The 24,940-nt window shown below is 65.6% G+C and carries 13 protein-coding genes and 1 riboswitch; of the genes, 3 read left to right on the top strand and 10 right to left on the bottom strand.

The features are described from left to right. Nucleotides 1–5 precede the first annotated feature (5 nt). The 10 genes from ACYVGE_RS00165 to ACYVGE_RS00120 form a co-directional block, all read right to left on the bottom strand. Nucleotides 6–7,478, bottom strand: a complete 7,473-nt coding sequence (locus ACYVGE_RS00165; protein ID WP_460725970.1) for an isopeptide-forming domain-containing fimbrial protein — start codon at nt 7,476–7,478, stop codon at nt 6–8. Nucleotides 7,479–7,551: 73 nt separating this feature from the next. Further along, nucleotides 7,552–7,643, bottom strand: a riboswitch (cyclic di-GMP riboswitch). A gap of 41 nt (nt 7,644–7,684) precedes the next feature. Then, entirely contained in the window at nt 7,685–9,079 is a 1,395-nt protein-coding gene (locus tag ACYVGE_RS00160) for an AgmX/PglI C-terminal domain-containing protein (protein ID WP_460725968.1), read from the bottom strand. 10 nt (nt 9,080–9,089) lie between these two features. Then, entirely contained in the window at nt 9,090–9,599 is a 510-nt protein-coding gene (locus tag ACYVGE_RS00155) for an ExbD/TolR family protein (RefSeq protein WP_460725966.1), read from the bottom strand. Beyond that, entirely contained in the window at nt 9,596–10,102 is a 507-nt protein-coding gene (locus ACYVGE_RS00150; RefSeq protein ID WP_460725964.1) for an ExbD/TolR family protein, read from the bottom strand. Before ACYVGE_RS00150 ends, ACYVGE_RS00155 begins: the two co-directional genes overlap by 4 nt. Nucleotides 10,103–10,127: 25 nt before the next feature. Further along, nucleotides 10,128–10,811 (bottom strand): MotA/TolQ/ExbB proton channel family protein, encoded by a 684-nt coding sequence (locus tag ACYVGE_RS00145; RefSeq protein ID WP_460725962.1) that lies wholly within the window; start codon nt 10,809–10,811, stop codon nt 10,128–10,130. Nucleotides 10,812–10,869: 58 nt separating this feature from the next. Next, nucleotides 10,870–11,223: a hypothetical protein gene (locus ACYVGE_RS00140; RefSeq protein WP_460725960.1), complete on the bottom strand. Its 354-nt coding sequence runs from the start codon at nt 11,221–11,223 to the stop codon at nt 10,870–10,872. After that, nucleotides 11,223–11,864 (bottom strand): tetratricopeptide repeat protein, encoded by a 642-nt coding sequence (locus ACYVGE_RS00135; RefSeq protein WP_460725958.1) that lies wholly within the window; start codon nt 11,862–11,864, stop codon nt 11,223–11,225. Before ACYVGE_RS00135 ends, ACYVGE_RS00140 begins: the two co-directional genes overlap by 1 nt. Beyond that, on the bottom strand, nt 11,854–15,006 hold the full coding sequence (locus ACYVGE_RS00130; RefSeq protein ID WP_460725956.1) for a tetratricopeptide repeat protein: 3,153 nt from the start codon (nt 15,004–15,006) through the stop codon (nt 11,854–11,856). Before ACYVGE_RS00130 ends, ACYVGE_RS00135 begins: the two co-directional genes overlap by 11 nt. Beyond that, nucleotides 15,003–16,946, bottom strand: coding sequence for a tetratricopeptide repeat protein (locus tag ACYVGE_RS00125; RefSeq protein ID WP_460725954.1), 1,944 nt, complete (start codon nt 16,944–16,946; stop codon nt 15,003–15,005). The genes ACYVGE_RS00130 and ACYVGE_RS00125 overlap by 4 nt, the downstream gene beginning before the upstream one ends. Nucleotides 16,947–16,952: 6 nt before the next feature. Continuing rightward, a complete protein-coding gene (locus ACYVGE_RS00120; protein WP_460725952.1) occupies nt 16,953–17,468 on the bottom strand; it encodes a hypothetical protein in 516 nt (171 codons plus the stop codon). 299 nt (nt 17,469–17,767) lie between these two features. Here ACYVGE_RS00120 and ACYVGE_RS00115 point away from each other — a divergent pair, with 299 nt between their 5' ends. The 3 genes from ACYVGE_RS00115 (at nt 17,768) to ACYVGE_RS00105 (ending at nt 24,939) form a co-directional block, all read left to right on the top strand. Then, nucleotides 17,768–18,019 carry a hypothetical protein gene (locus ACYVGE_RS00115; protein WP_460725950.1) on the top strand — a complete coding sequence of 84 codons (252 nt, stop codon included), beginning with the start codon at nt 17,768–17,770 and terminating at the stop codon, nt 18,017–18,019. Between the two features lie 446 nt (nt 18,020–18,465). Continuing rightward, a complete protein-coding gene (locus tag ACYVGE_RS00110; RefSeq protein WP_460725948.1) occupies nt 18,466–21,306 on the top strand; it encodes a galactose oxidase-like domain-containing protein in 2,841 nt (946 codons plus the stop codon). 252 nt (nt 21,307–21,558) lie between these two features. Beyond that, nucleotides 21,559–24,939 (top strand): galactose oxidase-like domain-containing protein, encoded by a 3,381-nt coding sequence (locus ACYVGE_RS00105; RefSeq protein ID WP_460725946.1) that lies wholly within the window; start codon nt 21,559–21,561, stop codon nt 24,937–24,939. Nucleotide 24,940: the final 1 nt, after the last annotated feature.

The raw sequence follows: 24,940 nt of genomic DNA, 5'->3' as shown, positions 1-24,940 counted from the left end.
GGTGTTCACTTGCGCGCCCCCTGGTTGCCCGTCGGGCGTTGCACTGGCGCGCCGAGGCGCCAGAACGTCTGTTGTTCCACCGTGAGCTCGTAGTCGGCGCCGGCGGTCGGCCAGGCCTCGGTGACCTTCGCCTTGACCGCGGCCAGGCGCGCTTCGACCAGATCCGGATTCTCGAGATCGGCCAGGTAGGACAGGCGCAGTACCGCGCGCTCCTTCACCAGTTCATCGATCAGCGTCTGCATGCGCGGCTGCCACTGACGGCGCAGCTGCGTGCCGTCGTGTTCGAACACTTCGTCGCTGAGGTCCAGGCTCACCACGCGGAAGACCGATGCACCGTAGTCGATGCTCAGCGCCTTGCCGCGCGTGGCGCGCGCGATCACGGTCTGGCGGGTGGAGAGGCGGTAGCCGCTGGGCAGGGTGCGGTCGTCCAGCTTCAGCACGAAGTTGCTGCCGCGGTCTTCGTTCGGCACTACCGCGCAGGTCAGGTGATAACGGCCGTGCGCGTCAGTCGTAGCCGCCAAGCCGCGCGCGCTCACCACGCGCACGCCACCCAAGCCGCCTTCGCCCTGGTCCTGGTGGCCATTGCGGTTGGCGTCGTCGAACACCTTGCCGATGACGTCGGTGCAGTCGAAGGTCGGATCCGGCACCACGCGCACGGTGGCGGTGGCGTCACCGGAAAGCGGACGGTTGGTGAGCCCGTTCCAGACGCGCGCGTGGTTCACGAACTCGCCCTCGCCCACGCCGGCGCCGACGGCCAACAGCAGGGTGATCGTGTGTTCGTCGCTGGTACCAAACGCGACACCACTCCACGTCAGCTCGCGCCCGTTCTGCACCGGCTCGGTCGGCACGTTGTCGATGCGCGCCGAACCCGGCACGTAGCGGAAGCCCGCCGGGTAGGAGTCGACCGCGCGCACATCGCGCAACTGCAAGCCCGAGAGGTTGCGCAGCGTGATGGTGTACGGCACCAGCTGGCCGCGCACGACATTCTTCATCGGCGTGGTCTTGCTGATCGACAGCGCACCGCTCAGGTCGAGATCGAGCGGGATGTGGTTGTTGAATATCTGGCTGCTGCCCGGCACGAACGTGTTGTCCAGGCGCAGGTGCAGGTAGTAGGCGGTGCCTGCCGAACGCGCCGGCACCGAAGTGGCCGGAGCGAATTCGGACGGCTGCGCTTCGCAGCGCTGCGTGGTACCGGGGATGGCATCGCTCACGCCGGCCGGGCAGCTCGGCACGGAGAACGCCGCGGTGCTCGCATCCGAGGTCGGCGGAATCAGCGCCGAGGCACCGGCGATGAAGTTCGACGACGGCGGCGCGACTTCGAACACGTAGCTGGCACCGGACGGACACGCCGGATCGGCGAAGTTCATGTCGAAGCGGTAGAAGCCGCCCTGCTGCGTGACCTGACCCTGCTGCGCCGGATCGGCGAAGCAGCTGGCCGGCAGCGCGGCACCCGAGGCATCGAGCATGCGCAGACGCGCACCCGGGATCGCGCCACGGTTCATGGACTCGTAGACCACGCCGTTGGGTTCGATCGGCAGGTTGAGGTTCAACAGGTTGCTGCCGGGCTGCACGGTCATCGCATGGATGCGCTGCAGGTCGTTGCTGAACACCGAATCCGCGTAGCCGAGCTTGGCCGTGGTCGCAGTGGCACCCGGCGCGGTGAAGCGCACTTCCATCGCCTCAGACGACGTGTCGTTCGGCGCCACGCCGGCGATCTGCCAGGCGCCATTGGCATCGGTGGAGGTGCTGCGTTCGAGGCGGTTGTTGCGATACAGCTGCACGTTCCAGCCTGCGAGGACGCGTTCGCCCGCATCCGCCGTCTTGTTGAAGTTGGCGTCGTGCCAGGCCTTGCCGCTAAGCACGCCGACGCCGATCCGGCCGCCGACATCGAACGAGACGCTCGCGCTCGCGGTCTGGGTCGGGTTGTTCCAGCTCACCACGCCCGTGTTGGTCACGCGCGTTCCGGCTGCGAGGCCGGACGCGATGGTGGCGCGGAAGCGCAGCGTGGCCGATGCGCCCGGTGCGAGATCACCGTGGCTGCCGGCGTAATCGGCCGTGATCGCCGAGCCCACCACCGTGATGCCAGCGGTGCTGCCATCGAGGGCGGCCGAGCCGTTGACGTAGATGAGCTGGCCCGGCGCGGAGGCGTTGAGGTCGTCCACGACCTGCACCAGCGTGGCCGGCATCGGCGCGATGTTGCGCACGGTGACGACGTATTCGACTTCGGCACCCGGCAGGGCCATGCCGCCGCCCACCACCGCGACCTGCTTGCTGATGGTCAGCATCTGCGTGCCGCCGACGACCACGACGGTCGGTTCGGGGCCGGTCGCCGGATTGCCGTCGCCATCGGTCAGCAGGCGCGGTACTTCGACGCTGGCTACCGTGGCCTGGTTCGAGATCACCGTGCCATTGGCGGTGCCAGCGTTGACCTGCAGGTCGAACTGCACGACCGCAACCTGGCCCGGATTGAGCGTGCCGACGTTGATGCCGGCAATCAGCGGCGACACACCGCCATCGGGCACGCCGACGGGCTGGCCGTTCAGGGTGAGCGAGTTGGCGACCCAGCTCGTGTACTGCGGCACGTTGTCGCGCAGCATCACCTGCGTGGCGGGCGCCTTGCCGTTGTTGTAGATGCGGATGGTGTAGCGCAGCGTGTCGAGCGGTTCCACCACGCCCGGCGCGCCGTTGTCGATGCGCAGCGCCACCAGCTTCTCGGCATACATCAGCGGCGAGTTGCCGACCACGTCGCGGGTCGGGTCGTTGACGACCGGCGTGCGCGGATCGTCCGAGGGCACTTCACCGATGACGTCGGTGCCCGTGGCGAAGGCCTGGTTGGCAATGATGGTGCCGTCCACCGCGCCCGCGTCGACGGTGACGTTGAAGGTGATGGTGACGACGTTGTCGGCGGCATTGGCCGGGTTGTCGGCACGGACCACACCCACGGTCGTCTCGACCGGCGAGTTGATACCGATGCCGTTGATCAGCGGCGAGCCGTTGGGGCCATCGGCCAGGGTCAGACCGTTGAGCGTCGCGGTGCCCGCCACGTACGTGGTGTTGGCCGGCACGAGGTCGCGCAGGACCACGCCATGCGCATGATCGGTACCGGTATTGCGCACGGTGATGGTGTAGCGCAGCGAATCGCCTGCCATCAGCACGTTCGGATTCGCGCCCAGGTAGGTCGGTACCTTCTCGATCACCAGCTGCGGCGCGGATTCGATCGGCAGGCGGGTCGGATCCTCGTCGCCGGAGACGTCCGGGTTGGCCGGACCGTTGACGCTCGGGTCGTCGCTGAGCTGCAGCAGCAGGGTGCCGAACTGCGCGCGGGCCTGGTTGAGCACGACGCTGCCGTTGGCGATCACCGGCACGAGTTGCACGGTGTATTCGACGGTCACGGTTTCCGAACCCGACCCCACTGCGCCCAGCGTGAGATTGCCGATGTCGATCAAGCCGGTGCCCTTCGCACCGCCATTGGCATTGGTGTTGTTCACCGCGCCCGCCGGCAGCGCGCCGACCAGCGCCAGCGTGCCCGGCACGAACTTCGCCGGATTGTTGAGCGCATCGAGTTCGTCGACCAGCGAGATGCCGGCGGCGCTGACGTCGCTGAGGTTGCTCAGTTGCACGCGGTACCGCACCACGTCGCCCGGATGCGCGGGCATGGGGCTGACCACGGTCTTGGTGAAGTCGAGTCGCGGCGGATCGGTGAGCACCGCGTACGATGCCGGCCCGATGCAATAGTCGTTGGGCGCCGTCCAGTTCGGGCAACCGGCGCCGTGGCGCTCGAAGGTGCTGTTGCCATCGAGGCCGGTCCAGTCCACGACCACGCTGTTGGCCAGGGACGTCAGGGCGGCAATATTGTTCGCCACGCGCACGTCGTAGCTGACCTGCACGGACGTGCCCTTCGCCACGTTGATGTCGGCGTTGCCGGCGGCCGTGCTCCAGCTGAGCACGTACGGATTGCCCGCCGTGCCGTTGCCCGTGATCACCGGCGCGCCCAGGGTGTTGCCGGTACCGGTAACGATCGGATTGCCGGCGTACTGGAGGCCTACCGCAAGGGTATCGACCAGATGCAGGTCGAAGGCGTCCGACGCATTCGCATCGCCGGCCGCCGCCAGGGTCACGGTGTAGCGCACGACATCACCACCGCCGGCGGTGGTCTTGTCGCCGGTCTCGGTCACGCTCAGGGTCGGTTCGACGATCGTGAACGTCGCGGGGGCGCTGAGCAGCGGTGCCTTCGCGGTGCCGCCCGGGCTGGTCGCGTAGGTATAGGAAACGGTGTTGTTGACCTGCACGCCCTGCTGGGCGGACAGGAGGTTGCGCACGCGGGTGCGCAACTCGATGGTCGCCTGCTGGCCCGCGGGGATCTGCGGAATGACGACGCTCATCTGCGTCGGCGTACTGCCGCCGGTGTTGGCGCCCGCTACGCCGGTCACGGTCGCCCCGACAAATTCGAGGTTCGCGTCCAGCGTATCGGCGACGGCGACATCGAACAGCGCGCTGCTGCTCGGCGCACTGGGCACCGTGATGGTGTAGACGACGTCTTCGCCAATCGTCGCCAGGCCCGATGCCGGGGACGTGACGACCTTGGACGGACGCGCACCAGGCGTGGTCACCGTGCTCGAGGCCGGGGACGTCACGTAGTCATTGAGTTGTCCGGGGCCATCGGCGCCCGTACGTTCCACGACCGTTGCACCGTCGATACCGGTCCAACGCGCCACGGCGGTATTGATCAGGTCCTGGTCGGCGAGCACGGAGTTCAGCACGCGCACGTCGTAGGAAACCTGGATCGACGCGCCCTCGGCGATGTCGATGTCGGCATTGCCGTCGGCCAGACTCCACACCAGCGTCTGCGGTGCGGCGGCACTGCCAGTGCCGGTGACGACGGGAGCACCGATCGTGTTGCCGGTGCCGGTGACCGTCGGATTGCCGGCGTACTGCAGGCCCGCGCCGAGCGTATCGGTGAGCGACACATCGAATGCGCCAGAGGCATCAACGCCACTCGCCGCCGTCAGCGTGACGGTGTAACGGATGACGTCGTTGACGGCCGCGATGGCGCGATCGGCGACCTTGGCGATCCTCACCGTCGGTTCGACGATGTTGAAGACCACGGCATTGGTCGTGAGCGCGGGTTCGCGCGGACCACTGTCGCTTTCCGCGTAGGTGACCGAAGCCGTATTGCTGACGTCGACGCCTTCCTGCGCGCCGAGCACGTTGCGCACCCGCACGCGCACGTCGACGAAGGCCTGCTGGCCCGTCGGAATCTGGTCGATCGCGATGTCCAGCTGCGAGGCGGTGCTCGAATTCACCACGCCCGCGCCATTGACGACACCGCCCACGGATACGGTCGCGCTGACGTACTCGAGATCGGCGCTGAGCACGTCCGTGACCTGCACGTCGTACATCGGCGAATTACGCGCCTGGCCGGGCACGGCGATGCGATAGACCAGCTCCTCGCCAATGGTGGCTTCGCCGTTGGCCGGCGACAGCAGCGCCTTGGTGGGCGGGACCGGCGGCGCGCCGATGCGCACCACGGTGGGATCTTCGTCGTCCACCGCAGGATCGGGATCCGCCTGGCCGTTGACGGTCGGGTCGTCGCTGTCCGCCAGGAACGTCCCTGTGCTGCTGAGCAACTGCGCCTGGTTCACGACCAAGTGGCGGTTGGCCAGCGTCGGGAGCAGCGTCACGTTGAATTCGACGCGCGCTTCATTGCCCGCCGCCACGTCGATGCCGCGGATATCGATCAGGCCCGTGGCCGGATTGCTGTTGTTGACCGTACCGGCCGGCACCGAGGTGAACACCAGCGAGCCGGGCACGAAGTCCGGCGGCAGCTGGTCGCGGAAGAGGGCGTCGGTAAACCCGGACTTCGTCGCCTGCAGGCGCAGGGTGTAATGCAGCACGTCACCGGGCGTGGCGGTCCTCGCCGGATCGTCGCCGCTGGTGAGGTCGCGCACCGTCTTCTCGTAGAAGTAGCCCGACAGCAGGACCGCGAGCGAGTGCGCGTCCTCGTGGTCGTCGATGCCGACCGTGCCGTTGGTGAGCGTGCGGGTCACCTCGACGCGCGCGGGATTGCTGCTGCGGTCGTTGAACCAGCTCGTCGCACCGGCGACGTTGGTGAGGGTGACGCCGTTCTGGCTGTTGGCGTCCAGCTTGGTGCGGTACTGCACCACCAGGTGCTGCCCGGGGGCGATCGGGCCCGCGGCGTCGAGGAACTTCAGGCTCAGCTCGCAGGTGGGCGCCGCGGTATAGGAGCGCGTGTAATGCACGCCTTCGGTCAACGCCGTGCCGCCGAGCTGGACACTCGTGATCTGCGGCGTCATGTCGCACATGCCGCCGTTCGGGCCGTCGGGCAGGCGGTCGAGCAGCGTGACATTCCATGCGTCGAACTGGCCCGTGTTCACCGCGTCGACGGTGAAGTCGCCCCATTGGCCGAGGTTCAGTCCGCCACTACCGAGCGCCGCGCTACCGGTCTTGTTGACGACCAGGTTCGGCCCGGCGATCTGCGTCGGATTGGAGATGCCGTTCTCGCCGGGCAGCGGGGTATAGAACGTGCTGTCGATGAGGCGACCGAACTGCCAGATGGCCGTGTTTACGAAGGACTTCCCGAGGACATTGACACTCGGGTTGTCGTTGAGCACGGTGGTGATGTCGATCGCCAGCCGCCCGCCCTTGGGCAGGATGAAGCCCGGCGGGAAGTGGAATTCGATCAGGCCATTCGCATTGGCGACGATGTTCGGATTGATGGGCGCGCCCAGCGTCGTGCAGGACAGGTCCGTGCACCAGCGCACGCTGGGCGTGCCGACCAGGCTCATGTCGACGCCCGTGCCGGGAATCACGGTGGGCAGCTGCGCCGGCGGCGTGCTTGGGTCGCCGTCATCCAGCCCGTTGAGGTACACGGTGACCGGATCAAAGCCGATGTTGTCGTACAAGGTGATGCCGTGCAGATCGTTCTGTGAGGCACCGTTGAGCACCACCGTGCCGCTGGACGGATCGATCAGGACGGGAATCAGTAGCCGGTAGGTGAACGGCACGCCCACGGCCGCGTACGACGGCGCGGATTTGTTGATCGACTCCACCGGGACCAGGAAGTTCTGGCAGTTCGGCCGCACACGCTGCAGCGAGCCGTTGACGAACCAGATGTGGTGCTGGTGCACGGCGTCGCACGCGATGTTGCCCATGGTGAAGTCGACGTTGTCGAACACCACCAGCCACCGGTCGTCGTTCTGACCTGGCGACGTATAGAAACTGATGTTGGTATTGAGCGGGTTCGGCTGCTGGAAGTTCCGGATGACGCAGTTGCCGTCGATGGTCAACTGGCTGGGGGCGGGGTTGACCACGTTGCCGTCGATCACGCCGCCGTAATCGGCAACGCAGTCCGCCGCATATGCGCCAAACGTCGTGCCGAGCAGCACCAACAAGGCGCACAGCTGGATGCGAATCCAGCTCTTGCCTGTTCCTGCTTTGCGTGCGAGCCCCAGATCCATACACCCTCACTCCGTTCGCGTGCGACGCAAGCCACCGACGGACCAAGGGAATGCCTGCGCTTCGGGCGCAGGTTCCGGCGGTCCCGCTGCCATGGGGCGCTTTGCGCGCCCGACAGGCCGGTGACTTTGCGTCGCCACCTTTCGGTGGTTTTGCCTTTGTCGTATTGCGTTTTTTTGCTTTGAAACGCGCGTTTCGACGCGTCGTCTCAACCAGACGGCAGGAAATTCATCGGGTACACGATCGTTACCGCAGGCACGTCCTTCGCGCCGAAGTTGAAGCCCTTGACGCGCTCCACGATGCCGGAGGTCAGGTCCGGCGCATCCATTTCCGACGACTGCACCTGGACCATCGAAACACTGCCGTCCGGCTGGATGGTCAGGCGCAGGATGACCTTGCCCTGCAACGTGGAATCACGACGAAGCTCGCGCTGGTACAGCCGGTACAGCGCAGCCTTGTAGCGGTCGAAGACGATCTGGATCTCCTCGCCGGAACGTCCTCCCTTGCCGCTGGCACCAACCGACTTGTTGTTGTCCGCGGACGCGATCGCGTTGATTCCACTCGAGGCCCTGGTCAGCGCCGCGCCCTTGATGGCTCCGCGCTCGCCACCGCCACTGCCGAAGCTGCGGCTCTGCGAGGACAGGTTGATGCCACCACTGCTTCCCGGCGCATTGCTGGCCAGCATGGCGCGTTCCGGACGCGCCGCGCCGGTGTCGGCACTGAGCTTCGCGGACTTGCCGAGCTCGGCCACGGCAGGCAGGTCGTCCACCGCTGCCAGGCTGTCCTTGAACGCCAGGATGCCCTGCGGCTTCGACGCCTGCGGCTGCTTCGGAACGGGCTGCGGTTCGACCTTCGCGGTCGGCCTCATCGGCTTGGGCTCGACCTTTTTCACCACCGGCTTGGTGAGTTCCGGCGGCGGCGGCGGGGCCTCCTCCAGCTTCTTGGTCTCGGGGATCACGGTGACCACGCGTTCCGGCAATTTCTCGGCCGCGGGGACGATCTTCTGCGGAACGTGGATGAAGGGGAACACGATCACCATCACCAGCCAGACGCACAGCGCGATAGCCAGGCCCTTGCGCGAACGCCGGTCCTCTTCGCCACGCGTCCACAGCATGAGGTGCGGGCGCGCACGCTCCGTCTGCAGCTCGCGCTCGACGATCCATTCGTTGCGCAGGCGATCGAGCTCTTCCTGGTACTCGAAGGCTTCGTCCTCGAGCAGGTAGAGCTGCTCGTTCTCCTCGCCGATCCGCTCCACCAGGCCGCAGCGACGCGCATCGATATCGGCGATGCGAGCGCGCACGGACTCGGTACGGCGACGCGCACGCGCGATGTGCCCGGGCCATTCGTCCTGCGCGGAGAGCCCTTCCCAGAACAGGGCCGCAGCGCCAGCCTGGTCCAGCTCCTCCAGCGCACGGCACGCCTGCTCCAGCACCTGATGCTGGGAGCGCACCCCGGCGAAGGATTCGAGCTCGTCATCGACCGCGGCGAGGTCGCACGCAAGTTCGGCGAGTCGCGCACGTGCGTGCGCGATCCGTTCGTCGAGCGGGCTCTGGGCCGCGGCATCCTGGATGGTTTCGAGTTCCATGGTCTTGGTATCGGTCACTTGTTCTGACTCAACCGCCGGCCGGGGCGCTGCTGCCGCCCTTCTCGAGCACGGCGAGCGACAACTTGTCGTAGGCGGCCGCCGTGCAGGTCGTCATCACCTTGCGGATCACCTCGTAAGGCAGGCTCTTGTCGGCCAGCACGGTGATTTCGCGGTGGGCGAGCGCGGCCTGTTGCGCGGCGCCGCTCCTGGTGGTCAATGGGCGCGACAGGTACTCGCGCAGCGGCTCGATCAGCGCGGTCTTCGGATCGCGGACCTGGTCCATCGTGGCGATCACTTCGCCCTGCACGAGCAGCATGTCCTGGGTGATCGTCACCACCACGGTCTCGGCGGGCTTGGCCTCGGCGGTGGAGATAGGAACCTCCACGCCCTTGGCGTTCTGGACCACCTCTACTTCGGTCGAGTAGATCAGCAGGAACGCCACCATCACCGACATGATGTCGATCATGGGGATCAGGTTGAGCTCGACATCCTCGTGCTTCCTGCGTGCGCCACGAAACGGGTTCAGCGACATCCTCATGGTGCGTCTCCCACGGCGACCTTCGGGAACATTGAAATGCGGCCGCGCTCATCGGGCGTGCCGGTGAAGCCATGGCTGTTGGCGGTTGCGAGGTCCGTGCTGCGGACCGCGTCCATCACCTGCACCAGATGGTCGTAGGCCACGTCCGGGGCCATCAGCACCGAAGCCGTGTCGACTTCCACGTGCTGGCCCTTGAGGTCGGCGGCGAGGAGCGACAACTTCTCGAGCGGATAAACCCCGTTCTCCACGGGCAACACGGCGATCGTGTCGCGACCGTTGGTCAGCTCCAGCCCTTCCTTGCGCACCATCACTTCGAGACGGAAGGCCGGTTCGGTGGGCGCGGCGGAGGACGCACTCGGCAGGTCGAGCTGGATGATCGAAATGCGCGAGAACACCGCCGTCATCAGCAGGAACGTGACCATCACGGTGAAGATGTCGATCATCGGCACGAGCATCAGCTCGACCGGTTTGGCCGGTGGCTTGCGGCGGGGCATCAGGGCCATGGCGTCGTCTCTCCTGTTCCTGCCTTCAGGCGGCCCGGATGTTCTGGACGGGGCCCTGCTGCGCGATGCGATTGGTGCGCAGCGTCAGGACGTTCAGGTACTTGATCGCGGCCATTTCCAGGCTCTCGACCAGGTGCTGGGTCCGTGACGTCAGGAACGCGTGCAGGAACAGCAGCGGAACCGCGGTGCCGAGGCCGAACGCCGTGCAGTTCATCGCTTCGGAGATGCTGGCCGACAGCATGTTGGCCTTCTCCGCCGGGTTGGCCATCGCCACCGCGCTGAACGCGCTGATGAGGCCGGAGACGGTGCCGAGCAGGCCGACCAGGGTCGCGAGGTTCGCGAAGGTGCCGAGGTAATGCGTGCGCTTTTCAAGGCGCGGCACGATTTCCATGATGCCTTCCTGCATCGCCTTCTCGACATCGTCGCGGCGGCGCACCGCGCCCTGCATGGCCAGGCCGGCGCCGAGCAGGCGCCCAAGCGGCGTGTTGTCCTTGTCTTCATCGACGATCTTGCGGGCCTTGTCGAAGTCGCCTTCGCCGAGCGATGGCTCAACCTGCGCCCACATGCGCTTGGTCTGCGCCTGCGCGCGGGCGATGGTGACAAAGCGTTCGATCGCGATCGCCAGGCCCACCAGGCCGACGAGCAGGATCGGCAACATCATCTTGCCGCCGGCCTCGAAGAAATGCGCTACTGATTGAATCAAACCCATGGCACTGCCCTCACTGGAGTCGTTGAAGATCGGTAGAAAAGGTTGTTGAAGCGCTAGCTCACTTGTCGCCCGGTTCGGCGGACTTGAGCCCGTAGTACGCGAGCTCGCGCATGAACACGTCTTTGTCGACAGGCTGCGTGGCATCGTCGAGAAGGCGCGAGATTCCGGGCGCATCGCCCAGCTGCGAGCTCTTCCACGGCACGATGACGAGTTCCTTCGGCGCCTCGTCGTTGCCGACGATGGACATGCCGGACAGCACCATGCTGTCGCTCGCCTTGCCCGACTGTTTCGTTGCGCCGGGCTTGGCGGGTTTGGCGGGTTTGGCTTCGGCCTTCGCATCCTGCGGCGCCGGTTCGGCGGCGAACGCCGCCATTGGCAGCAACAGGCACATGCACAGAGTCGCGCGCAGCATCACTTCGCTCCCTTTTCGACCCGCGAACGGGCGTTGGCGATCCAGCCCGCCACCTGCTTGTCGCCAGGCACGACCTGCTGGTAGATGAGGTAGTTCTCCAGTGCGCAGGACGGGTCCGCGAGGTACATGTCGCAGAGCACGGCGAGGTTGAGCCTCGCGAAATGGAAACCCGGCGCGGCGGCGAGCGATTTCTCGTAGGAAGTGCGCGCGTCACTCAACTTGCCGAGGCGGCGCTGCACCAGACCCAGCTCGTTCCAGGCGACCGGATGCTGCGGTTGCAGTTCGACCGCCTGTTTCAGGCTCGCTTCGGCCTTGTCCAGCTCGTCGGTTTTCGCGTAGGCGATGCCAAGGTCAATGTGCGCGGCGGTGAGTTTGGGCTGCTTCGCCACGACCGCCTGCATCAAGGCGATGCCCTCTGCGTAGCGCTCCTGCGCAAGCAGGCCGGCCGCGCGCGCGTAGTCCGCCCGCGTCGCGCCATCGACCTTGGCCGACTCCACGATGGTGAAGCCGGTGGCGGTGGCGTGCACGCCGGGGCCTTCCTTGCGTGCCGCCATGGCCGTGGCAGCAAAATAGACCAGCGATATCGCGGCCAGGCGCGCGGCATGGCGGGCTGCGCGCCGGTACGTCGGATCAATGCGCATCGGCATCTCCATTGCCGGCTGGAGCGGCGGGCGCGGCAGCGCTTCCGACGTCGCTGGCTTCAACTGACTGGGTGGGCTTGGTTTCGGTGGGGGGCGGCGGGGCCGGCTGGATGTATTCGTATTTTTCCGGCGAAGCGACGAAACCGCTGCTCACTTCGGTGCGCGCATAGCGGGCCGGAGACAATTGCGCCAGGCGCGTCAGGCTCTTCTCGATCCACGGAGCGTGGACGCCGGCCTGCATCAGCTCGAGGTTCTTCTTGTGCAGGTCGATGGCCTTCTCCTCGAAGGGGAATGCCATCTCGTCCAGCTGGTCGTTGTAGTCCTGCAGTTCCGCGCCCTTGAGGCCGGCCGGTCGTTCGGACTGGTTGAGCGACTGGCTGAAACCGGCGTACACCTCGGCCATGTAGAACGTGGCGGCGGCGGTGACATCGGGAGTCTCGTAAGGCACCAGGGCGTTGAAGCCCTTGATGGCCGCCGACATGGCCTTCTGTTTGGCGGCCATGCTCTTCTCGAACGGCTGCTTGAGCTCGATCGCCGCGAAGCCGGCGTACAGCGGTTCGGTCAGCACCAATGCGGCGCGACCGGCGAGCGTGCGCGTGCGATTGCTGCGCCCGGTGCCCGCGCTGGCATCCGCCTGCACGATCTTCTGCAGTTCGGCGCGGTAGCGGGCGTCGTCGCCGCGCGTCTTGTGGATCTCCGCCATGCGGTTGCGTGTTTCCACCGCATCCTCGACCGGATTCGGGAACTCGCCGACGTAGCGGGTGTAAACCGCGAGCGCACGATCGAAGTCCTTCGCGTCTTCGTGCAACTGGCCGGCCGTCAGCAGGGCCTCGGCGCGCAGCTTCGGATCGGTGGCGCCGTCGGCGACGCGCTCGTATTCGCCCGCCGCGCTCGCCAGATCGCCGGCCTGGCGCAAGGCATTGGCGATCTGCTGCGTCGCTTCCTTCACCAGCGCGTGCGTGGGGTTGTCGCGACGGAACTCGTCCAGCACCGTGGCGGCACCCTTCCAGTCCTGCAAGCGCACCAGCGCCGCGCCCGCGTCGTATTGGGCGCCGGCACGGATCTTCGAGGTCGGCGCCGCATCCTTGATGCGCAGGAAGTGGTTGGCAGCGGCGCGGTAATCGCCGGCGGTGTTGGCCGCCTCGCCCTGCTTGTAGATCGAGGCCGCGAGGTTCTCGACCAGGTCGGCCCGCGACGCGTCGCTTGCAGGCGTCATTGCCAGGACCTGCACGTAGGCCTGCTCCGCCACCGGGTAGTCCGCCAGCTCGAACGACGAATGCGCCACCACCGTCCAGGCTGTGCGCTTCAACTCCTGCGTCGCGGCCGGGAATTTCTCCAGCAGCTTGCGCCCGGCATTGCGCGCGGCGGCATGGTCCTTCAGATCGAACAGGTCCTGCGCGGCGGCAACCAGCACGGTGGGTGCCTGCTCATGCTGCGGGAAGGTGTCGGCAAAACGCAGCGAGCTGGCCACGGTCGCGCGCCTGCTCTCCTCCTGCTCGGACGCGGCCACCACCTTGAGGTTCTCGCGGTGCGCGAAGATCGCAGCGTAACCCGCGGCTGCGGCCTTCTCGTGAGCCGGATAGTCGTAGGCAGTACGCTCGTACTGCGCCGCCGCCAAACGGAAGTTGCCGTTCTCGCGCAGCAGGTCCGCAAACTGGTAGTTCGCACCCGGCGCCGCCGGGTCGTCGTGGAACGAATCGAGGAATTCGCCGTACCAGCGCGAGGCTTCGGTGAAGCTCTGCGCCTTTTCCGCAGCCTGTTTCGGATCCTGGTAACGCGCGTGGTAGTAGTTCGCCAGGTCCATCAGATTGGACTTGAGCGCAGCCACTACATCCGGCCGCTTGCCGATGGACTGGTGCTTCCAGTACTCGGACTTCAGCCCGTAGCTGGCCGCGAAGCCGCGCTTGGCCTCGACCACGAGCAGCGGGAAGCCGCCCGTCTCGTAAATGCCGATGGTGCGCAGGCTGAAATCCGGCGACGACGCGTGGAACGGGTAGAGCCCGACGAAGTCCGTCAGGACCTTGGCGGCATCCTGGTAGCGCTGCTTGGAGAGGTAGAACTCGGCCAGGTAGCGATACGCGCGGTCCTCATAGGGGCGGTGGCCGAACTCGCCGAAATACTCGCCGATGACCTCAGGCCCGCCGAGATTGGAGAAGGACAGCGCGGTGACCTGGAAGGTGTCCTCGACGCGGCTGTCTTCGGCTGGCGTGTGCTTCGCATCGAAATCGAAGCCCTTGGACACCTTGTTGTCGAGCAACGCGAAGTAGCGGTGCAGCGCTTCCTCGAACGCATCCTGCTTGTAGAACGACCAGCCCAGCTTGAACAGCGAAAGCTCGAAGTACTCCGAGACCGGACCCTTCGCCACGACGCTCTGGTAGGCGTTCTCGGCATCGCGGTACTTGCGCAGAACGAAGAACCGCTCGCCGCGACGGAATTGCACTTCATCGGCGAGCGCGGAGTTGGGGTCGCCCTTGACCAGCTGCTCCATGACCGCCATCGCCTCGTCGACACGACCGAGTTCGTCGTAGGCGCGGGCCTTCTGGTAGAGCACCTGGTCGCGGTAGGCGTAGTTGGGGAATTCGGCGAGGAGCTTGTCGTACAGCTGGATCGCTTCGAGCGGGCCCGCCTCCGTTGCTGCAACACCGGAAGTGGCCGTGGTAGCGATGTCCTGCCCCGTCGCCGCGCGCTGCTCGGCCTGCCGCTCGATGTCGGCAGGCGCAGCGGCGCCGGCGGTGGCCTTGCCGGTGGCATGGGAAGCCGCCGCGATCTTCGTGACCGCTTCGGGCGCGGCCAACTGCACGGGCTTCGCATCCGCGGTGCGCGCGGTCGCTGCGACACCTGCAGCCGGCTGAGCGCGGTCAACCACGATTTCGGTGGTGCCGCGTACTCCGTACTCCTTTTCCAGCTGCAAGTCGGCAAGGCGACGCATCGCCTCCGGCGTACGCTCGCCGGCCGGTGTTTCCTGCAGGAATTGGCGATAGCCCACCATGGCCTTCTCGAGACCCTGGTCGACACGCACATCGGTGGTGTCAGGCTCCATCCGGCGCAAGGAGGCCAGCGTGCCGGCGCGCTCGGTATGCGCGCAGGCAGCCAGCAGCACGAGCTGCACCGCGATCACGCTGTGGCGAAGGCGAAACCTCATTTGCCCCCCTCGGCAGGTGCCGCCGGTGCTGCCGGTGCGCTCGGTGGCGCTGTCGCGCCCTGCGCCTGGTTGGCGCGGTCATAGCTGTCCGCAACGGCATAGCGCGCCTGGACCTGATAGCCCTTCAGGCGCTCGGTGCGTGCCGTCAGCTCGGTGATGGCCACGGCCTCGATCAGCGAGCCCTGCTGCTTCTGCAATTGATTCACGCGCTCCAACGCATCGCGCACGCGGTTGCGCAGGTCCAGGATGCCGTCGTCGTAACCGGTATAGGCGTGGACACTCGCCTGCCGCGCACGCACGAAGGACTGGTAGCGGACCTGCAAGGCTTCAAGGTCCGTGTCCAGCAGCGCCAGGTGCTCGTACGCCTCGGTCAGGCGATCTGGGTACTCGGTGCGGAGCTTCCAGCTGATCACACCACGCAGGCGTTCGGTGCGCTCCGCGAGTTCGCCGCGCTGTTCTTGCGGAAGACGCGCGAGCGCTGTCTCCGTGGCGCGGATGCGTTCCAGCAGGATGCGTTCGTCGGCCTTGGCGAGCAGTTCCGGCCTCGGCTTCGTGAGCTGATCGTTGAGGCGCCGTGCTAGGTTGTCGCGCTGCTCCAGCCGCAACTTGTATTGCGAATCCAGTTCGCGGAACTGCTTGTCGATGCCGGGCAACAGCGGCTCGTAATAATCGCGGCGCTGGGCGATCAGGTCATCGAAGGCGTCGAAGCTCGACTGCCAGGATTCCAGTTTGCGGTGCAGGTCATCGAGGTCGAGGTAATTCTGCAGCGCCGTCTGGAAGTCGTGCGACGCCATCAGCGCGGTCAGGTAGAAGGTATCGGGCGTGTCCGGCAACTCGCGGAGTTTCACCACCCACAGCGCGTCCTGGTGGATTTCCTCCCGCACCAGCGCCTTGAGGAAAGCGCCCTCGCGCACGCTCCGAGTGGATGCGTCCAGCTTCTGCAGCTCCGCACCGAAGGAGGTCAATGCCTCGTCGTACAGCACCGCGGCGCGGCCATGCAGGTTCAATTTGCCGTAGGCATAAGGCAGGGCCAACTTCGCTTCCTGCACGGCGCTGTCGGTCGAGTCGCGCGCGGCAAGAATCTTCCACGGCACCAGCGCACGTTGGAAGTTTCCAGCCTGGGCATCGGCCCAGCCGGCACTGAGCAGCGCCTGGTTGGAATACGGCCCCTCGAGGCTGACGCGATCGAAGTAGCGCTGGGCGTTGGCGAAGTCGTTGGACTCGAGCATCAGACGCCCGATCACCATGTTGGCCTTGTCGCGGATCGCGACGACCTCCTTCGGATCGTCGTGTCGTGGTTCGCCGGCCTTCGCCAACTGCTGGAGGCCGTCGTTCGTCTTGCCGTCCTGCAGCAGCGCGATGCCGTAGTTGTACTCGGAGAAGCCCGCGAGGCCCTTCGCGTCCTGCAACGGCTTCAACACGGCCGCCGCTTCGGCGGGCTGGCCCATGGCAAGGTAGGTATTGGCGCGCAGGAACTCGATCTCGTCGCGGATTTCCTCGGGCACGTCTCCGTGAATTCGTTCCAGCGCCTGCATCGCGTCCTGCGGCTGGCCCTTCTGGAAGTGGATGCGCGCCAGGCGGAAAGCCGCCTCATTGCGTACTTCGTCAGGCACATCCGCTTCCAGCACCGCCTTGATCGCGCGCCCGGCGCGGCTATGCATGCGGTAGTTCAGTTCGAAGTCGCCGACCGAGAACTCTGCCTGTCCGATCAACGGATACAGGGAGTCCAGGGTCTTTTCGTCCACGCGTTTGTGCTGCGCCAACTCGGTATCGAGACGCTGCAAGGCTTCGAACCAGCGACCTTGATAGGCGTTGTACAAGGCCTCGCCGAAGTACAGGTCCTGTACCGCAGCCGGATTCGCATCGGCGGCCGCACAGGGACGAATCCCAGGCAGCACGGCCAGTGCAAGTCCCAACGAGAGGGTGGACGCGCGCCGCATCAGGTCTTACCAGTTCGCGACGCTGACGGAATCGCCGGACACGGTCACGCCGAGAAGCGTGGGCTTGATCGCCTTGGTGAACGCGGCCGTCTCGCTACGGGTGTACTCCTGGCCGTTGGCGAGCTTGCCGTTCACCGTTACCTGGATCTGGTGCGCCCCGCTGGCGATGTTGCCGGTATACAGGCGCTGCACACCCCCCTTCTGCAGGGCTTCGAGCTCCTTGAAGCTGTAGATGTAGTGCGTTGCAGGTTGCTCATCGACCTGCACGTCCACGGAATCCAGGCGCAGCGTATCGCCCTTGGCGAGTTGCACGAACACCGCCAGGTGAGTGTCGGACGGATACAGCAGCTTCTCTTCAAGCTGGTTGAGCTCGGCGGCGATGGACAGGACGTCGGACTTGACCCCCTGCACCTGCTCGTCCAGGCCCTTCATCTGCTCGCGATAGCCGTCCTGCGCCCACGCCTGCGCGCAGATCCCCATCAGCAGGAGCGGTACGACTGCCCACGAAAAAACCTTCTTCATGCGATCCGCCTCACAGTTCCCTGGCCACGGCTGCGCATCACCTTGCAACCTGCAAGGCGCAGGCTGCGGCGATCCCGCTTTTTGTGGAGCTTTTTGTTCCCCTCAACCCCGGCGACTTCGTGAGCGCGCAACCTTTTCGATTGCCCTGCTCTTGTCCCTATTCAGCCGGTGGAAAGTGGGCGCATTAGATCAGCGGCCAAATCCGGCGCAGTGAGATCGTCATTGCAGAACGTGTACACAACACGGCAATAACTGACGAAATTTTGTCAGATGCCAACGCATCTCTCAGGAGAAGTGTGATGCAGATCTTCGATGCGCGAATCCAGCAGCAAGAGAACGGCACACGGCACAGGTTGTGCCATGTCCAACGTGGCGGCATCGGGTTGAGGACGCTCGGCTACGAAACGATCGGCGTCCGGTGTCCGGCACCGTGCGGGGCGACGTCGCCTTTGGTCGCAACGCCCAGCGTGTCATCCAACACAGGGGTGATCGACCGGAAGCCCTGCCATCGAATCGGGCAGTACTGCCTGCCGGACGAGTTGCACGGATGAGGGGCCCAGGTACCAGATGCCAACAGATGCTTTGGGCAACCCGGGTCACCCACAGTGCTGAAAACAGGCTTCGCCGTTTCCCCAAGTTCGACAAGCGAAACACCGATGTACTGCCTTCCTTTGCGAGACATTCCCTTGACTTTGCTTAATGCGCCTGCCGGCCAACATGCGTGCCAACACGTGCGCCAATTCGCATGCCAACCGCTCTGCTCGCTGCCGCCGCAACACCGCAATACAAAGGAAGAAATGCGCACGACGTGAATTCTCAATGTCGTCGTTTATGCGATGTACAGGCATAAATTATGCATTCGAATTCTTCTTTCGCACGACAAAAAGTGCATGTCCGCAAGCACGCATTAGTGACGTTACGTACCTAAGCAGGGGGTCGAATAACGTGGAATGACACGACATCATTTCCACGTAAAGCAGGCAAGGCGGAAGAGAACGTGCTTCGTGATCGGCTGGTGCGTCGCAGTTACATCATTGGAGCAATGCTGGTCCTGGCCATGCTGGCCACGTGGGCAGCCATCCATCCGAACACGCGCGTCGAGCGCGCTCCTGAACGGGATTTTTCAGCGGCCATCACCGCGGCGAGCAACGACCCCCTCATTCTCGCGGCGTTGAAAACCCGGGCCAACCAGGACCGTGTCGTGGGCGGCGACGAAGCTGCGGTCAGCGAGTTCGCAACCACGCAACCGATCGGCGCCCTGAGCGCGTTGCCCTCATCCGGTGATTCGGTAAAGGGTACGTTTTCCCCAGTCTTCAACTGGCCACTGGTCGGAATCCACGCGGTACTGACCCCCGATGGTCGCGTGCTCAGCTACGGCACCTCGGCGACCGGCGCCCGCACCGGATACTTCATCTACGACGTGTGGGACCCGCAGCTCGGCCTGGGCAGCAACTCACATGCGGTGCTGCCCAACCAGACCGCGGTCGACCTGTTCTGCAATGCCCAGCTCCTCCTGCCCGATGGCAACATCGAGATGTGGGGCGGCGACGTGTTCAACGCGACCACGGGCAAGGCACTGCTCCAGCCCAATGATGATTCCAATCTCTTCACGCCGCTGAACAACAGCCTGGTGCGCACGGGCAAGATGTTCCGCAAGCGCTGGTACGCAACCGCCACCACCCTGCCCAATGGCGAGGTCTATATCCAGGGCGGTACCGGTGGCGAGGACTTCCCCGAAGTCCGCATGAGCACCGGCAACTTCCGCTTGCTGACGGGCGCATCGACGACGTTTCTTGGCGCCCTGTATCCGCGTAATTTCGTCGCGCCGGACGGCAAGGTCTTCGGCACGCGCTACGAATACATGTACCGGGTGGATCCGGCCGGAGTTGGCGCGATCACGCGACTGGCGAACTTTCCCGGCACCAACCTGGGCGCGAGTTCGACCGCGGTGATGTTCCGGCCGGGCAAGATCCTGCAGACGGGGGGCGGATACGACACGAACGCTGCCAGCCCGTTGGCCCATGTGATCAACATCAACGGCGCCACTCCGGTCGTCCAGCAGGTGGCATCACCGCTCTATGCTCGCCACTGGGCCACGAGCACGATCCTCCCTGACGGCCGCGTGTTCCTGTCCGGTGGCAGCGTCGCCGACAACGATCCGATCAATGGCGTGGACTACATCAGCGAACTCTACGACCCGGTCGCGAACACCTGGAAGGCGGGCGCCACGGCGCAGCGGATGCGCCTGTACCACTCGACCGCATTGTTGCTGCCCGATGCCACGGTATTGACCCTGGGAGGCGGCGCGATCGGGCCCGAACTCAACCTCAATGGCGAAATCTATTACCCGCCGTATCTGTTCAACAGCAGCGGCGCGCCTGCCACACGGCCGATCATTTCGTCGGCGCCGATGACCATCGACCCGGGCCAGGCGATCACGATCGGGACGCCCAGCCCATCCAGCATCACCCGCGTGACGCTGGTCAAGGCCGGCTCGGTCACGCACTCCTTCAACATGGACCAGCGTTTCCTCGAACTGCCGTTCACGGTGGTCGGGAATCAACTGCGGGCCACGCTTCCCAGCAATCCGTTCGAAACACCGCCCGGCTTCTACATGGTCTTCATCTTCAACGGCAAGGTCCCGTCCGAAGCCGCCATGCTGCGCATCAACATCCGGTCACCGGCGCGCCTCACGGTCCGCAAGGTGGTGGTGAACGACAACGGCGGCAACAAGGTCGCCTCGGACTTCAGCTTCTCGGTCAACGGCGCCGCGGCGGTGGCCTTCGAGGCCGACGGCAGCAACACGCTCAACCTGCCCGCCGGGACCTACACCGTCACCGAGCCTGCCACCTCCGGCTATGCCGCCAGCCTGTCCAACTGCAGCGGCATCGTGCTGTCCGACAACAGCAATGCGACCTGCACGATCACCAACAACGACATCGCCGGCGCCCTCATTGCGAGCACCGGCACCAGCAAGCCGATCTATGTGCGCGGCGAAACCGTGACCATGACGGCCCATGTGGTGCGCAATGGCCAGCCGGTCGCTGGCGCAAGCGTCAGCTTCGATGCGCTCAAGCCGAATCTCGTGAACCACTCGCGGGGCACTGCAATCACGGACGTCAATGGCAATGCCAGCGCGTCGTTCGTCTCAGGCACCGGTTCGAGTTCTATCGGCACGTATCTGCTGACCACCACCGTGACCAGTGGCGGCCTCACGGGCACCGCCAATGCCAGCTTCGTGGTCCAGTCCGCCGCGACCGCGACGCTGACCGTCAACAAGATCATGGTGAACGAGAACGGCGGCACCAGGCAGGCGTCCGATTTCAGCTTCTCGGTCAATGGCGGCGCCCCGGTGGCGTTCCAGAACGACGGCAGCAACGTGCTCTCGGTAGCGGCGGGGACCTACAACGTCATCGAACCGTCCCCCCTCGGCTATACGCCTACTTATTCCAACTGCAGCAACATCGTGCTGGGAGTGGGCGACAGCGCGACCTGCACGATCACCAACAGCGACCACTCCTTGCCCGGGTCGACAGGACTGGCGGCGACGGCCGGCAGCAGCAAGCCCACGTACGTGCGTGGTGAAACGGTGACGATGACGGCGCGCGTGCTCCGCGACGGCGTGCCGGTGGCGGGCGCGCTCGTCTCCTTCGATGCACTCAAGCCGAACCTGCTGAACCATGTACGCGGCAGCGCAACCACGGATGGCAACGGCAATGCCGCCGTGTCGTTCGTGTCCGGCACCGGTTCCAGCTCGATCGGCACCTACCAGTTGACGGCGACTGCATCCAGCAACGGGCAGACCACACAGGCGTTCGCGACCTTCGTGGTCCAGTAGCAGGGCCTGCGTGCGTTAGTGCGGTGTGATCGTGCGGAGCCACGGACATCGGCCCGGCCGCGATGCGATGCCGACCGCAGTGACGGGGAATGACGCGAGCGCAGCGCAGAGGCCGGCATCGGCTGTTGGTCCAATGGGTCCGACAGGCAGGCGCGTGTCCTTCCGCGGAGTCCCGTCACGTTACTACCCGAGAAGAGGGTCGTAACACGCGGAATTGAACCGTCATCAATCCGCGCATCGAGGCAGGGCGAAATGAGCGACGTTTTACCGGGGCCTGCGCGCCGTGGATTCATGATCGGAGCAGTGCTGGTCCTGGTCGCGGTCGCGACCTGGGCGGCCATCCGGGTTTCGAGCGAGCGCACGACGGGCGGCGTCCGGGAGCGCGACCTGTCCGCCGCGGTGGCCGCCGCCCGCAACGATCCCCTCATCCTGGCAGCGCTGCAGACACGGGCGAACCAGAACCGCGTGAGGCAGGGTGACGCCAAGGCGGTGGCGGCGTTCGCAACCACCGTCCCGGTCGGTGCACTGACCGCGCTGCCCGCGTCGGGAGATCCGGTCAAGGGCGTCTTTTCCCCAGTCATAAACTGGCCGCTGGTGGGCATCCACGCGGTACTGACGCCCGATGGTCGCGTGCTCAGCTATGGCACCACTGCGACCGGCGTCCGCACCGGGTACTTCACCTACGACGTGTGGGACCCGCAGCTGGGCCTGGAGGGCGCGTCGCATACCGTGCTACCCAACCAGACCGCGGTCGACCTGTTCTGCAACGCCCAGCTCCTCCTGCCCGATGGCAACATCGAGATGTGGGGCGGCGACGTGCTCAACGCGAACACGGGCAAGGCCTCGCTCCAGCCCAATGATGACTCCAATCTCTTCACGCCGCTGAACAACAGCCTGGTGCGCACGGGCAAGATGTTCCGCAAGCGCTGGTACGCGACCGCCACGACCATGCCCAGCGGCGAGGTCTACATCCAGGGCGGCACCGGTGGCGACGACTTCCCCGAAGTCCGCACGAGCACCGGCAACTTCCGCCTGCTGACGGGCGCATCGACGACCTATCTCGGCGCCCTGTATCCGCGCAACTTCGTTGCCCCGGACGGCAACATCTTCGGCACGCGCTATGGCTACATGTACCGGGTGGATCCCGCCGGCGTTGGCGCCCTCACGCGACTGGCGAACTTTCCCGGCAGCAACCTGGGCGCGAGTTCGACCGCGGTGATGTTCCGCCCGGGCAGGATCCTGCAGCTCGGTGGCGGCTACGACGCGAACTTCGCCAGTCCGCTGGCCCATGTGATCAACATCAACGGTCCCGCCCCGGTCGTCCAGCAGGTGGCATCACCGCTCTATCGTCGCCACTGGGCCAACAGCACGATGCTGGCGGACGGCCGCGTGTTCGTATCCGGCGGCAGCGTGGCCGACAACGATCCCGTCAATGGCGTGGATTACACCAGCGAACTCTACGACCCGGTTGCGAACACCTGGACGGCGGGCGCCACGGCGCAGCGGATGCGTCTGTACCACTCGACGGCGCTGCTGTTGCCCGACGCCACGGTGCTGACCCTGGGAGGCGGCGCGATCGGCCCGGAACTCAACCTCAATGCCGAGATCTATTACCCGCCGTATCTGTTCAACACCGATGGCACGCCCGCTGCGCGGCCGATCATCTCGTCGGCACCGATGACGATCGATCCCGGCCAGACGATCACGCTCGGAACGCCCGATGCATCCAGCATTTCCCGCGTGACGCTGGTCAAGGCCGGCTCGGTCACGCACTCCTTCAACATGGACCAGCGTTTCCTCGAGCTGCCATTCACCGTGGCCGGGAACGAACTGCAGGCCACGCTTCCCACGAATCCGTTCGAAACGCCGCCGGGCTTCTACCTGCTGTTCATCCACAACAACCAGGGCGTGCCGTCGGAAGCCGCGATGGTGCGCATCAACGTGCGCCCACCGGCACGCCTGACCATCAACAAGGTCGTGGTGAACGACAACGGCGGCAACAAGGCCGCCTCGGACTTCAGCTTCTCGGTCAATGGCGCGGCGCCGGTGGATTTCGACGCCGACGGCAGCAATACGCTCAACGTGCCCGCCGGCACCTACACCGTCACCGAACCGGCGACGACCGGCTATGCCGCCAGTCTGTCCAACTGCAGCGGCCTCGTCCTGGGCGACGGCGATAGCGCCACCTGCACGATCACCAACAACGACATCGCCGGCGCGCTCGTGGCGAGCACCGGCACGAGCAAGCCCGTCTACGTGCGTGGCGAGACCGTGACGATGACGGCCCACGTGCTCCGCAACGGCGTGCCCGTTTCGGGCGCAAAGGTCACGTTCGATGCGCTCAAGCCGAATCTCATCAACCACGTCAATCTGACTGCGAATACGGACGTCAACGGCAATGCCAGCGTGTCGTTCGTCTCGGGCACCGGCTCGAGCTCGATCGGCACCTACCAGCTGACCACCACCGCGACCAGCAGCGGCCTGACGGCGACGACCGAGGCCACTTTCGTGGTCCAGTTCGCCGCGACCGCGACGCTGACCGTGAACAAGGTGATGGTGAACGAGAACGGCGGCACCAAGGATGCTTCCGACTTCAGCTTCTCGGTCAATGGCGCGGCGCCGCTGGCATTCGAGGCCGATGGCAGCAACGTGCTCACGGTGGCCGCGGGGACCTACACCGTCACCGAACCGCCATCACCCGGCTACACCGCCACTTTCTCCAACTGCACCAGCATCGTGCTGGGAGTCGGCGACAGCGCTACCTGCACGATCACCAATAGCGACCACACCCCGCCGCCGCCCAATGCAACGCTGACGGTGATCAAGGTCGTTGTGAACGACGATGGCGGCATCAAGACCGCGTCGGACTTCAGCTTCTCGATCAACGGAACCGCGCCGGTGGCGTTCGAGGCCGATGGCGACAACAACGTCAGCGTGGCCGCGGGAATCTACACGATCACCGAGCCGCCCTCGCCCGGCTATGCCGCCTCGTTCTCGAATTGCAGCAACATCGAGCTCGCCGCTGGCGACAATGCGACCTGCACCATCACCAACAACGACCTGCCGCTGGCAACGCTTACGGTCAACAAGGTGGTGGTGAACAACGACGGCGGCACCAAGGTCGCATCGGACTTCGGGTTCTCGGTCAATGGCGCGGCGCCGGTGGCCTTCGAAGCGGACGGCAGCAACACGATAAACGTCCCTGCCGGCACCTACACCATCACCGAACCCGCCGTGGCCAACTATGTCGCGAGCTTCTCCAATTGCAGCGGCCTGGTCCTGTCCGCGGGCGGCAGCGCGACCTGCACGATCACCAACAACGACGTGCCCGTGTTTTCGGCGACGGCCGGCACCAGCAAGCCCACCTACATACGCGGCGAAACCGTGACGATGACGGCCCACGTAGTGCGCAACGGCGCGCCGGTTGCGGGCGCCAAGGTCAGTTTCGACGCGCTCAAACCGAATCTCATCAACCACGTCACGATGAGCGCGAATACGGACAGCAACGGCAATGCCAGCGTGTCGTTCGTGTCCGGCACCGGCTCGAGCTCGATCGGCGTTTACCAGCTGACGGCGACCGCCACCAGCAGCGGGCAGTCGACACAGGCGTTCGCGACCTTCGTGGTCCAGTAGC

The sequence above is a fragment of the Lysobacter rhizosphaerae genome (assembly GCF_054779795.1).
The sequence above is the reverse complement of the archived record's forward strand: the minus strand, read 5'-3'. Positions and strand labels throughout refer to the sequence as shown.

Excerpts from the sequence above, each read along its gene's own strand:
- ACYVGE_RS00165 (WP_460725970.1), bottom strand. The coding sequence starts at position 7,478 with ATGGATCTGGGGCTCGCACGCAAAGCAGGAACAGGCAAGAGCTGGATT.
- ACYVGE_RS00155 (WP_460725966.1), bottom strand. The coding sequence starts at position 9,599 with ATGAGGATGTCGCTGAACCCGTTTCGTGGCGCACGCAGGAAGCACGAG.
- ACYVGE_RS00150 (WP_460725964.1), bottom strand. The coding sequence starts at position 10,102 with ATGGCCCTGATGCCCCGCCGCAAGCCACCGGCCAAACCGGTCGAGCTG.
- ACYVGE_RS00145 (WP_460725962.1), bottom strand. The coding sequence starts at position 10,811 with ATGGGTTTGATTCAATCAGTAGCGCATTTCTTCGAGGCCGGCGGCAAG.
- ACYVGE_RS00140 (WP_460725960.1), bottom strand. The coding sequence starts at position 11,223 with ATGCTGCGCGCGACTCTGTGCATGTGCCTGTTGCTGCCAATGGCGGCG.
- ACYVGE_RS00135 (WP_460725958.1), bottom strand. The coding sequence starts at position 11,864 with ATGCGCATTGATCCGACGTACCGGCGCGCAGCCCGCCATGCCGCGCGC.
- ACYVGE_RS00130 (WP_460725956.1), bottom strand. The coding sequence starts at position 15,006 with ATGAGGTTTCGCCTTCGCCACAGCGTGATCGCGGTGCAGCTCGTGCTG.
- ACYVGE_RS00125 (WP_460725954.1), bottom strand. The coding sequence starts at position 16,946 with ATGCGGCGCGCGTCCACCCTCTCGTTGGGACTTGCACTGGCCGTGCTG.
- ACYVGE_RS00120 (WP_460725952.1), bottom strand. The coding sequence starts at position 17,468 with ATGAAGAAGGTTTTTTCGTGGGCAGTCGTACCGCTCCTGCTGATGGGG.
- ACYVGE_RS00115 (WP_460725950.1), top strand. The coding sequence starts at position 17,768 with ATGCAGATCTTCGATGCGCGAATCCAGCAGCAAGAGAACGGCACACGG.
- ACYVGE_RS00105 (WP_460725946.1), top strand. The coding sequence starts at position 21,559 with ATGAGCGACGTTTTACCGGGGCCTGCGCGCCGTGGATTCATGATCGGA.